The following is an 11,455-nucleotide window of genomic DNA, read 5'->3' as shown; positions in this document are numbered from 1 at the left end:
GGGAGCCGTCCGGCTCACAGCCAGCCGGAACGGCGGAACGCGCGGAACAGCAGCGTGCACGCGCCTGCCATCACGACGAGCACCAGGGGATAGCCGAAGCGCCAGCCCAGCTCCGGCATGTGCTGGAAGTTCATGCCGTAGATCCCGGCGATCAGGGTCGGCACGGTGATCATGGCCGCCCACGCCGAGATCTTGCGCATGTCCTCGTTCTGCCGGACGGACACGTTGCTCAGGTAGACCGAGAGCATCGCGTCGAGCAGCTCGTCGTGCGAGTCGAGGTGCGCGTCGATCCGGTCCGAGCGCTCCCGCACGCGCCGCAGCCACACCGCCGTGGTGGCGTCGGCACGTCGGTGCAGCAGGCCCGGGCCGTGCACGTCCTGGGTCTCGGCCTCCAGCTCCGGCAGCGCGCTCGTCATGGGGCCGAGCGCACGACGGGCCTCGGCGATCTCGCGCTTGAGCCGGTAGATCGCGCCCAACGCGTCCTGGCCGGGGACCCCGTTGCCGGTCTGCTTCGTGCCGGTCGCCCTGTCGCCCGATGCGCGCTCCCCGGTGGGACCAGGCCCGGGCTCGACGACGAGCTGCTCGAGCTGGGCGACCGCGTCGCCGAGGCCGGCCTCGACGTCGGAGGCCCGGTTGACCAGGGTCAGCAGGATCGCGGCCAGGACCTGACGGACCCCGGTGTCCGGCACGGGAAGGCCGTCGCACAGCTTCTCGGCTGCGCGCTGCAGGACGCCAGCGTCGCCGCGCTCGCACGTGAGGATGAGGCGGTCCGTGACGAGGCACGTCAACACACCCGTGACCACGTCCCGCGTCGACTCCACGTACGACGCCGTGGGCACCGAGAGCAGGATCTCGCCGTCGTTCGACCGGTTCACGCGGCCCCGCAGGTGCCGCCACGAGTCGTCGTGAGACTCCGGCGACAGCGGGTGGGCGTCGAGCATCCGCAGCGCCTGGGCGCTCACGCCGTACGCCTGCGCGAGGTCGCGCAACGCCTCACCGTGGCCGACGACGACCCAGACCGCGCCCGTGGCAGGCACGGCGTCGACGGCGTGCCACCCCTCGTCGTGCTCCGTGTAGACGGTGTCGCTGTGCCCGCTGCTCCCCGGCACCCCGCCGTGGGGCCCGGTGCCGGCGTGGCCGGTGTCGGTAGGGCCGGTGTCGGTGTGGCTGGGTTCGTTGCCTGCGTGCTCGTCGCTCACGGCCCGATTGTGACGCTCGTACCGCGAGCGCGCTGCACGGCGGGCCGCGCCGCGCCGTTAGGCTGCGCTGGTGCTCACCTGGCCGGCCCCCGCGATCCCCGAGCTCCCCGGCCGTGGCGGCCCCGTCCGCGTGCGTGACTCGTCCACCGGAGAGCTCGTCGTCGCGGCACCCGGCGACGACGCGTCCCTGTACGTCTGCGGCATCACGCCCTACGACGCGACGCACATCGGGCACGCCGCGACCTACGTCGCGTTCGACGTGCTCGGGCGCGCCTGGCGCGACGAGGGCAAGCGCGTGCACTACGCGTCCAACGTGACCGACGTCGACGACCCGCTGCTCGAGCGCGCGACCGCGACGGGCGTCGACTGGCGTGAGCTCGCCGCGCAGCAGATCGCGCTCTACAGCGAGGACATGACGGCGCTCGGCGTCATCCCGCCGGACGCGTGGGCCGGCGTCGTCGAGTCGATCACGCCGATCGTCGCGGCAGTCGAGAAGCTGGTCGCGGACGGCGCCGCCTACCGCGTGCCCGTGCCGGACGGGCCCGGCGAGGACGTGTACGCCGACCTGTCGCGCGACAGCGCGTTCGGTGCGGTCGCGCACCTCGACCCCGCGACGATGCTCGCGCTGTTCACCGAGCGCGGCGGGGACCCCGACCGGCCCGGCAAGCGCTCTCTCCTGGACCCGCTGCTGTGGCGCGCCGAGCGCCCCGGCGAGCCGTCGTGGGACGGCGGGTCACTCGGCCGCGGACGCCCCGGGTGGCACATCGAGTGCGCCGTGATCGCGGGCGGGGCCCTCGGCGACTCGTTCGACGTGGAGGCCGGCGGCTCGGACCTGCTGTTCCCGCACCACGAGATGAGCACGTCCCACCTGCGCGTGCTGAGCGGCGGGACCGGCGTCCGCATCCACGTGCACGCCGGCATGGTCGCGCTCGGCGGCGAGAAGATGAGCAAGTCGCTGGGCAACCTGGTGCTCGTCTCACGCCTGCGCGCGCAGGGCGTGGACCCGATGGCCATCCGCCTGGCGATCATGGCCCACCGGTACCGCGACGACTGGGAGTGGACCGATGCGGTGCTCGCCCGTGGCGTCGAGCGCGTCGAGACGTGGCGCCGGGCGATGTCGGGCAACGGCGGCGCCGACGCGGCTCCGGTGCTCGCGGCCGTGCGCGCGGCTGTCGCGGACGACCTCGACACGCCGACCGCGCTGGCCGTCGTCGACGACTGGGCGGCCCGGACCGTCGCGGAGTCGCAGCGCGGTGGCGCCGGCTTCGTCGAGGGCGCGCCCGGTGTCGTGGCGCGCACGGTCGACGCGCTCCTCGGCGTCCGGCTCTGAGCCTGCGCTGACCCCGGTCTCGGAGACGCCGGTCAGGGCTGCCGGTCAGGGGCTCCCGGTGCCCTTGTCCCGTCGACGCAGGTAGCGCTCGAACTCCTGCGCGATCGCCTCGCCCGACGCCTCGGGCAGGTCGGCCGTGTCCTTGGCCTCCTCGAGCTGCCGGACGTACTCGCCGATCTCGCCGTCCTCGCCCGCGAGCTCGTCGACGCCCTGCTGCCACGCCGCTGCCTCGTCGGGCAGGTCGCCCACCGGGATCGGCTCGCCCAGGATCTCCTCGAGGCGGTGCAGGAGCGCGAGCGTCGCCTTGGGCGACGGCGGGTGCGCGACGTAGTGCGGCACGGCCGCCCACAGCGACATCGCCGCGAGCCCGCGCGCGCCGGCCTCGTGCTGCAGCACCCCGACGATCCCGGTCGGGCCCTCGTACGAGCTCGGCTCGATGCCGAGCGCCCGGCGCAGCGCGGGGTCCTCGGACGTCGCCGTGATCGGGATCGCACGGCTGTGCGGCACGTCGGCGAGCAGCGCGCCCACGGTCACCACCGTCTCGACCTCGAGCGTCGCGGCGATGTCCAGCAGCTCGTGGCTGTACCGGCGCCACCGCATCGACGGCTCGATGCCGTGCACCAGCACGACGCGCCGCCCGGAACGCGGGGCGACCGCAACCGCGACCGCCGTCGTCGGCCACGTGATCTCGCGCTCGCCGTCCGCGCCCACGCTCACGTGCGGGCGGTTGACCTGGAAGTCGTGGTACTCCTCCGGGTCGAGCTCGTCGACGTGCTCCGCGCCCCACACGTCGTGCAGGTGCTCGAGCGCGTGCGTGGCGGCGGCGCCTGCATCGTTCCAACCCTCGAAGGCGGCGAGGAGGATCGTGCGGCCGGCGGGCAGCTCCGAAGTGGGTCCAGTCACACGTCCAGGGTAGGACGCGTCCGCGTCGACGGGCGTGGGAGAGGGCCCAGCGTCACCCTGTGGCGCTGCTCACCTGCGGAGACGCCCTCCGGTGCCCGGGCTGGGGTGGCCCGCTGGCGGTGGCGGCGAGGAGGGGCTGCACGGGTCTCGACCCCGGGCGGGATCAGTGGCGCCGCCCGCCCGCGATCACGGGCCCCGAGAACATCGCGATCCCCAGCACGAACCCGAAGTCGTACCAGTTGCCGTTGTTGTCGACCTCGTAGATCGACACCGTGTCGGTGAACAGCGACACGACGAACGTGACGGGCAGGATCACGCCGTGCCACAGCCCCGCCCAGAAGTTCGCGCCGCTCGCGCTCTGCTCGGTGTTCACCCCCGCCGCGCACGCGCCCAGCAGCAGGAGCACCCCTACCACGACGACCAGCCCGGTCACCCCACGACGTGCAGCGGACATTGCCCCACCCTCAGCCTCGGTGCCACCAGTCAACCGCGCGCCCGACTCGCCGTCGAGGGCGATCGTCGTTCTCGTGCGATCGACGGCAGCGGATAGGGTCGGCATCAGACGCGAACCCCACGGTGCGCCCGACACGCGCCGGCCCCCGGACACCGGAGACGAGTTGGCCACGCCACGCACGACCCCACCTGCCGGCTCGACCCAGATCGTCGCTGAGAGCCCCCTCCCGGCCGCCGTGCTGTGGGACATGGACGGCACCCTCATCGACACCGAGCCGTTGTGGATGGCTGCGGAGATCGAGCTCACGTCCCGGTTCGGGGTCCCGTGGACCGCGCAGGACGCCACCGAGCTCGTGGGCTCGGCGATGGTGCACTCGGCGGGCGTGCTGCAGGCGCGGGGCGTCGACCTGCCGGTCGCGACGATCGTCGACGAGCTGACCGCGTCGGTCGCGCGCGGCGTCACGCGTCGTGTGCCGTGGCAGCCCGGTGCGCGGGACGCGCTGCGGGCATTGAGGGCCGCCCGGGTGCCGCTCGCGCTCGTGACCTCGTCGTACCGCCCGCTCGCGGACCCGTTCGCCGTCGCCGCGGGCGTGTTCGACGTGGTCGTCGCCGGGGACGACGTCACGCGCGCCAAGCCCGACCCCGAGCCCTATCAGCTCGCGGCCCGCGCGCTCGGCGTCCCGGTGGAGCAGTGCGTCGCCGTCGAGGACTCGCGCTCGGGGATCGCCTCGGCACTCGCCTCAGGCGCGCGCACGCTCGCGGTCGAGGGTGTCCAGCACGTCGCGGACCGACCTGGCCTCAGCCGCATCCGGTCGCTGCGCGACCTCACGCTCGACCTGCTGCGCGACCTAGCGGCGGGCGTCGTGCTCGAGGTCCCGCCGACCCGCTGACCTCCGGGAGGCTCGCGTCAGGCGCCGGTCGCCGTGCCGGGACGCACGCCCGTCGCGCGCTCGACCGCGTCCGGGTCGGCGATCGGGGGAGTGCCGCCGTACTCCGGGCAGTGCTCGCGGAACGAGCACCAGTCGCACAGCTTCGAGCGGCGCGTCCGCCAGTCACCGGCGCGGGCGGCGTCCTGGATGCCGGTCCAGATCGAGCGGATCCGGGCCTCGAAGGTCTCCATCTCCGGCTCGGTCGGCTCGTGCTGGAGCAGCGTGCCGTCGCCGAGGTACTCGAGCTGCAGCCGCTTGGGCAGGACGCCGCGCGTGCGCCACAGCACGTACGCGTAGAAGCGCATCTGGAACAGCGCGGTGCTCTCGTAGCCGGCGCGCGGCGAGCGTCCGGTCTTGTAGTCGACCACGCGGATCCAGCCGTTCGGCGCGATGTCGACACGGTCGACGATGCCGCGCAGCTGCGGGCCGTCCTCCAGCTCGGTGACCACGTAGAGCTCGCGCTCGGCGGGTTCGAGACGGGTCGGGTCCTCGAGCGTGAAGTAGGTCGCGAGCAGTGAGCGCGCCGATCCGAGCCAGTCGGTGAGCGCACCGTCGTCGGCGAACAGCTCGGTGACGCGCGGGTCCTCCTCGCGCAGCACCGCCCACTGCTCGGGCAGCAGCGCGTGCGCGGCCTCGAGCGTGCGCTCGACGGCCGGGAGGCCGAACAGGTGCTCGAGGACGGCGTGCACGAGCGTGCCCCGCGCGGCCGCGCTGCTCGGGGGCTCGGGGAGCCGGTCGATCGTGCGGAAGCGGAACAGCAGCGGGCACTGCAGGAAGTCGCCCGCGCGCGACGGCGACAGCCCCGGACGGGTGGCCGGACGATCGCCCCGGCCCGCGGCGGGCGCAGTGGCGTCGAGGGTGGCGTCGAGTGTGGCGTCGACGGGCGCGTCGACGAGAGGGGCGGGGGCGGACGTCACGCGGCCGAGCCTATGCGTGCGCACCCACAGGCCCGGGCACGCCGCCGGGCGGGTCGCCACGGCCGCGCCGCCTAGGCTGGCGGCGTGAGCACCCCCGCGCCCCCTCGTCGGACGTCCTCGGGCTGGGTCGTCGGCCACGTCGCCGGAGCACCCGTGATCCTCGCGCCGAGCTGGCTGGTCGCGGTCGCGGTGCTCACGGCCCTGTCGGTGCCCGCCGCACGTGCGCTCACAGGCCTCGAGGGGTCGGCGGTCTGGGTCGTCGCGCTCGCTTTCGTCGTGCTGCTGTTCGCCTCGGTCTTCCTGCACGAGGTCGCGCACGGCCTCGTGGCGCGCGCGCGGGGCCAGCAGCCGCACGAGTTCGTCCTGACGCTGTGGGGCGGGCACACCGCGTTCGGCGGGGCCGCGCCGACGCCCGCGACCAACGCGATCGTCGCGATCGTCGGGCCCGCGGTGAACCTGCTGCTCGGTGCGCTGTTCTGGGGCGCGCTCGCGCTCGACGTCGTGCCGCGCGGCACGGTGCTGTGGGCGCTGCTGTGGTCCGGCGCGGTCACCAACGGGTTCGTCGGTGTGTTCAACCTGCTGCCCGGCCTCCCGCTCGACGGCGGACGCGTGCTCGAGGCGGCCGTCTGGGCGGCCACCAAGAGCCGGTACACGGGCACGGTCGCCGCGGGCTGGGTCGGCCGCGTCGTGGCTGCGGGCGTGGTCGTCTGGGCGCTGCTGGGGCCGCTGAGCGGCGGGGCGTCGTCGGTCGTCGACGTCATGTGGGCCGTGCTCATCGGCGTGTTCCTGTGGTCGGGCGCGTCGGCGGCCATCCGCTCTGCGCGGTCGCAGCGCAACGTCGAGGGCGTGACGCTCGACTCGGTCGGGCACCGTGCGGTGACCGTGGGGCACGGTGACTCGCTCGCGCACGCAGGTGCCGTCGCTGCCGCGGCGGGGGTGCAGGACGTCGTGCTGCTGTCGCCCGACGGGCGCCCCGCCGCGTACGTGGACCGTGCCGCGGCGGCGAGCGTGCCCGCCCAGGTCGCCGGCTCGACGCCCGTGACCGCCGTGAGCGTGCCGCTGCCCGTCGGCGCGACCGTCGACGGCACGCTCGTCGGCCACGCGCTGCTGAACGACCTCGCCCGCGCGACGAGGCTCTCGCCCGTCGTTGTCGCGCTCGTCGACGGCCGCGTCGCGGGCCTCGTCCGCGCCTCCGACGTGATCGCCGCCATCCGCGCCTGACGTCCGCGGCGTGCTCGGGCACCCCCGGCACCTAGACTCGACCGCCGTGACGACCACCCCCGGACCCCGCCCGACCGCCACCGGTGCCGACCAGCGCCGCGGCCCCTTCCGCGTGGGCGACCGCGTGCAGCTGACCGACCCCCGCGGGCGGCTGCACACCGTCACGCTCGCGACCGGCGGCACGTTCCACACGCACCGCGGCTACTTCCGGCACGAGGAGCTGATCGGAGCGCCCGAGGGCACGGTCGTGGTGAGCAGCGGGAACGTCGAGTACCTCGCGCTGCGGCCCCTGCTCGCCGATCACGTGCTGTCCATGCCCCGCGGCGCGGCGGTGGTCTACCCCAAGGACGCCGGGCAGATCGTGACGATGGCCGACATCTACCCCGGCGCCGTGGTCGTCGAGGCGGGCGTCGGCTCAGGAGCGCTGACCATGTCGCTCCTGCGTGCGGTCGGCGACGCGGGCTCGCTGCACTCGATCGAGCGCCGCGAGGACTTCGCGGACATCGCGCGCGGCAACGTCGAGGGCTTCTTCGGCGGCCCGCACCCCGCCTGGCAGCTCTCGGTCGGCGACCTCGCCGACGTGCTGCCCACGGTCGCCGCACCGGCTTCGGTCGACCGCGTGGTGCTCGACATGCTCGCGCCCTGGGAGAACCTCGAGGTGGTCGCGGACGCGCTCGCGCCCGGCGGGGTCCTGATCTGCTACGTCGCGACGACGACGCAGCTGTCGCGCCTCGGCGAGGACGTGCGCAGCGACGGCCGGTACACCGAGCCGATGGCGTGGGAGTCGATGGTGCGCGGCTGGCACCTCGAGGGCCTGTCCGTGCGTCCTGAGCACCGGATGATCGGCCACACGGGCTTCCTGCTCACCACGCGCCGGCTCGCGGACGGCGTCGAGGCGCCGCTGCGCAAGCGCCGTCCCGCCAAGGGCGCCTACCCGGTCGCACCCGACGGCGCACCGGCCGAAGACGCAGACCTGTGGACGCCCGAGTCGCTCGGCGAGCGCGAGACCTCGCCGAAGAAGGTGCGTCGCGCTCAGCGCGACGCACACCCCGGGCGCCCGACCCCCTGACGCCGGTGACAGTTGGGTCACGGCATGCGGACACCGCGGCATTCATCCTGCCCCTGGACCAGACTGGTGGTTAGGGTGGCGACCCCACGGTGACCCACCTGGCGAGCCGAGGACCGACGCGAAGGAGGCCGACGCGATGACCGAACCGGCACCGACGGGACGAGACCTGCAGCGCGAGCTCGCGCTCCTCGCAGCGAAGAACGAGCGACTGTCCGACGCGCTGCTCGCGGCGCGCGAGCAGATCATCGAGCTCAAGCGCCAGGTGGACGACCTCGCCAAGCCGCCGGGCACCTACGCGGTGTTCCTCGGTGCGCGCTCCGACGGTTCGGTGGACGTCATCTCGGCGGGCCGCAAGATGCACGTGGGCGCGAGCCCGGCGGTCGACCTGACGCGGCTGCGCCCCGGCCAGGAGGTCATGCTCAACGAGGCACTCACGGTCGTCGAGGCCGGCGGGTACGAGAACGTCGGCGAGATCGTCACCGTCAAGGAGCTGCTCGGGCGTGGGCGCGCGCTCGTCGTGGGTCGCGGCGACGAGGAGCGCGTCGTGCGCTTCGCGGGGCAGGTGACGGACGCGGGCGTCCGCGTGGGCGACGCGCTGACGATCGACTCGCGCAGCGGCTTCGTGTTCGAGGTCATCCCGCGCGCCGAGGTCGAGGAGCTCGTGCTCGAAGAGGTCCCGGACATCGACTACGAGGACATCGGCGGGCTGGGTCCGCAGATCGAGGCCATCAAGGACGCGGTCGAGCTGCCCTTCCTGCACCCCGAGCTGTTCCGTGAGCACGGGCTGCGCCCGCCCAAGGGCGTGCTCCTGTACGGGCCTCCCGGGTGCGGCAAGACGCTCATCGCCAAGGCCGTCGCGCACTCGCTCGCCGCGACCGCGGCGCAGGCGCGTGGCGAGGAGGTGGCCGAGGCCAAGAGCTACTTCCTCAACGTCAAGGGGCCCGAGCTCCTCAACAAGTACGTCGGCGAGACCGAGCGGCACATCCGGCTGATCTTCGCCCGGGCTCGGGAGAAGGCGTCGCAGGGGCACCCGGTCGTCGTGTTCTTCGACGAGATGGAGTCGCTGTTCCGCACGCGCGGCACGGGCGTGTCGTCGGACGTCGAGACGACGATCGTGCCGCAGCTGCTCGCGGAGATCGACGGTGTCGAGCGCCTCGAGAACGTCATCGTGATCGGCGCCTCGAACCGTGAGGACATGATCGACCCCGCGATCCTGCGGCCCGGCCGGCTCGACGTGAAGATCAAGATCGAGCGGCCCGACGCCGAGGGTGCGCGGGAGATCTTCTCGAAGTACCTCACGGCGGACCTGCCGATCCACCCGGACGACCTGCAGGAGCACGACGGGTCCACGTCCGCGGCGGTCGAGGCGATGGTCGCGCGCGTCGTCGAGCGGATGTACAACGAGACCGACGAGAACCGGTTCCTCGAGGTGACCTACGCGTCGGGCGACAAGGAGGTCCTGTACTTCAAGGACTTCAACTCCGGCGCGATGATCCAGAACGTCGTGGACCGCGCGAAGAAGCAGGCGATCAAGGACCTGCTGGCCACGGGCCAGCGCGGGATCCGGGTCGAGCACCTCCTCACGGCGTGCGTCGACGAGTTCAAGGAGAACGAGGACCTGCCCAACACGACGAACCCCGACGACTGGGCGCGCATCTCCGGCAAGAAGGGGGAGCGCATCGTGTTCATCCGCACGATCGTCCAGGGCAAGAAGGGCACCGACGGGTCCCGCACCATCGAGACCGTCACGAGCACGGGTCAGTACCTCTAGCACCCTGGGGACCCCAGCATCCGCGGACGAGGGCGGGTGGGACCGCACAGCGGACCCGCCCGCCCTCGCGCGCACCCGGTCACTAGGGTGGCCGGGTGACTGTGCGCCGCGTGATGGGGATCGAGACCGAGTACGGCGTGCTCCAGCCGGGACGGCCCATGGCCAACCCCATGCTGCTGTCGAGCCACGTGGTGGCCGTGCACGCCGCCGCACGCGAGGGCGGCCGCACCAAGGCCCGCTGGGACTACGACGACGAGGACCCGCTGCAGGACGCGCGCGGCTTCCACCTGCAGCGCGCGTCGGCCCACCCGTCGCTGCTCACCGACGACCCGACACGCCCCGCGCCGTCCGGCGACGGCCCGCAGGAGCTCGAGCGGCCCGACGTCGAGGAGTACGAGGACCCGGGGGCGGCGAACGTCATCCTGAGCAACGGCGCGCGGCTGTACGTCGACCACGCGCACCCCGAGTACTCGTCGCCCGAGGTCACCAACCCGCGCGACGCCGTGGTGTGGGACCGCGCGGGGGAGCAGGTCATGCTCGCGTCCGTGCGAGCGCTCGCCTCGGTCCCGGCGCTCCCTGACGTCGCGCTCTACAAGAACAACGTCGACGGCAAGGGCGCCACGTACGGCACCCATGAGAACTACCTCGTCGAGCGGGCGGTCCCGTTCTCCGACCTCGCCGCGCGGCTGATCCCGTTCTTCGTCACGCGCCAGGTCTTCACCGGCGCCGGACGCGTCGGGCTGGGGCAGCGCGGTGAGCGCGCCGGGTTCCAGCTCTCGCAGCGCGCCGACTACGTCGAGGCCGAGATCGGCCTGGAGACGACGCTGCGCCGCCCGATCGTCAACACGCGCGACGAGCCGCACGCCGACCCGACGCGGTGGCGGCGGCTGCACGTGATCGTCGGGGACGCGACGATGCTCGAGGTCGCGACGTACCTGCGCCTGGGCACCGCCTCGCTCGTGCTGTGGCTCATCGAGCGAGCGGTGGCCGAGGGCGGGTCCGGCGGCGCGCTCGCGATCGTCGACCGGCTCGCACTGCGCGACCCGGTGTCGGCCGTGCACCACATCAGCCACGACACGACGCTCACCGCGACCGTCGAGCTCGTCGACGGGCGTCGGCTCACGGCGCTCGAGGTGCAGCGCGAGTACCTGACGGCGGTGCGCACGGCGCTCGCGCACGTCGGCGCCCCGCTGGACGCCCCGACGCAGGACGTGCTCGACCGGTGGGCGTCGCTGCTCGACCGGCTGGCGACGGACCCGGCCGACTGCGCGCGCGAGGTCGAGTGGCTCGCCAAGCTGCGGCTGCTCGACGGTATGCGCCGGCGCGAGGACCTGCCGTGGGACCACCCCCGGCTGGCTGCGGTGGACCTGCAGTGGTCCGACGTCCGGCCCGAGCGTGGCCTGTACCACCGGCTCGCCGCGGCGGGCGCGGTCGAGCTCCTCGTGACGCCGCAGGAGGTCGAGCGCGCGGTCGCGCACCCGCCGGTCGACACGCGCGCCTACTTCCGCGGCGAGGCCGTCGCGCGGTACGGCGACCAGGTCTCGGCAGCCTCGTGGGACTCCGTGGTGTTCGACGTACCCGGGGCCTCGACGCTGCAGCGGGTGCCGATGCGTGACCCGCTGCGCGGCACCCAGGCGCACGTGGGCGCGCTCCTGGACGCGAG

General features: G+C 73.7%; 10 protein-coding genes. 6 read left to right on the top strand and 4 right to left on the bottom strand.

The features are described from left to right. Window positions 1-14: 14 nt before the first annotated feature. On the bottom strand, window positions 15-1,199 hold the full coding sequence (locus CWIS_RS14125; protein ID WP_053071759.1) for a magnesium and cobalt transport protein CorA: 1,185 nt from the start codon (window positions 1,197-1,199) through the stop codon (window positions 15-17). Window positions 1,200-1,269: 70 nt separating this feature from the next. Here CWIS_RS14125 and mshC point away from each other — a divergent pair, with 70 nt between their 5' ends. Next, entirely contained in the window at window positions 1,270-2,529 is a 1,260-nt protein-coding gene (gene mshC, locus CWIS_RS14120) for a cysteine--1-D-myo-inosityl 2-amino-2-deoxy-alpha-D-glucopyranoside ligase (protein ID WP_048343962.1), read from the top strand. A 45-nt stretch (window positions 2,530-2,574) separates the two neighbouring features. On the opposite strand, the gene CWIS_RS14115 is transcribed toward mshC, so the two are convergent. Then, window positions 2,575-3,432 (bottom strand): PAC2 family protein, encoded by an 858-nt coding sequence (locus CWIS_RS14115; protein WP_048343961.1) that lies wholly within the window; start codon window positions 3,430-3,432, stop codon window positions 2,575-2,577. Window positions 3,433-3,595: 163 nt separating this feature from the next. Then, on the bottom strand, window positions 3,596-3,886 hold the full coding sequence (locus CWIS_RS14110; RefSeq protein WP_048343960.1) for a hypothetical protein: 291 nt from the start codon (window positions 3,884-3,886) through the stop codon (window positions 3,596-3,598). 163 nt (window positions 3,887-4,049) lie between these two features. On the opposite strand from CWIS_RS14110, the gene CWIS_RS14105 reads away from it, so the two are divergent. Beyond that, window positions 4,050-4,775, top strand: a complete 726-nt coding sequence (locus CWIS_RS14105) for an HAD family phosphatase (RefSeq protein ID WP_231583903.1) — start codon at window positions 4,050-4,052, stop codon at window positions 4,773-4,775. A 17-nt stretch (window positions 4,776-4,792) separates the two neighbouring features. On the opposite strand, the gene CWIS_RS14100 is transcribed toward CWIS_RS14105, so the two are convergent. After that, the gene (locus CWIS_RS14100; RefSeq protein ID WP_048343959.1) at window positions 4,793-5,731 is read right to left on the bottom strand and encodes a PD-(D/E)XK nuclease family protein; all 939 of its coding nucleotides are present in this window, start codon (window positions 5,729-5,731) and stop codon (window positions 4,793-4,795) included. Window positions 5,732-5,815: 84 nt separating this feature from the next. On the opposite strand from CWIS_RS14100, the gene CWIS_RS14095 reads away from it, so the two are divergent. From CWIS_RS14095 to dop, 4 genes are all read left to right on the top strand, one after another. Beyond that, window positions 5,816-6,952, top strand: a complete 1,137-nt coding sequence (locus CWIS_RS14095) for a site-2 protease family protein (RefSeq protein ID WP_048343958.1) — start codon at window positions 5,816-5,818, stop codon at window positions 6,950-6,952. Between the two features lie 46 nt (window positions 6,953-6,998). Continuing rightward, window positions 6,999-8,021, top strand: a complete 1,023-nt coding sequence (locus CWIS_RS14090; protein WP_048343957.1) for a tRNA (adenine-N1)-methyltransferase — start codon at window positions 6,999-7,001, stop codon at window positions 8,019-8,021. Between the two features lie 136 nt (window positions 8,022-8,157). Next, window positions 8,158-9,792, top strand: coding sequence for a proteasome ATPase (gene arc, locus CWIS_RS14085; protein WP_048343956.1), 1,635 nt, complete (start codon window positions 8,158-8,160; stop codon window positions 9,790-9,792). 95 nt (window positions 9,793-9,887) lie between these two features. Further along, on the top strand, window positions 9,888-11,455 hold a 1,568-nt coding region (gene dop / locus CWIS_RS14080; RefSeq protein ID WP_048343997.1), incomplete at its 3' end, for a depupylase/deamidase Dop.

The sequence above is a fragment of the Cellulomonas sp. A375-1 genome (genome assembly GCF_001040865.1).
In the GTDB taxonomy this organism is placed as follows: Bacteria; Actinomycetota; Actinomycetes; order Actinomycetales; family Cellulomonadaceae; genus Cellulomonas; species Cellulomonas gelida.
This window is presented reverse-complemented; position numbering and strand designations above follow the sequence as displayed.

Excerpts from the sequence above, each read along its gene's own strand:
- CWIS_RS14110 (WP_048343960.1), bottom strand. The coding sequence starts at position 3,886 with ATGTCCGCTGCACGTCGTGGGGTGACCGGGCTGGTCGTCGTGGTAGGG.
- arc (WP_048343956.1), top strand. The coding sequence starts at position 8,158 with ATGACCGAACCGGCACCGACGGGACGAGACCTGCAGCGCGAGCTCGCG.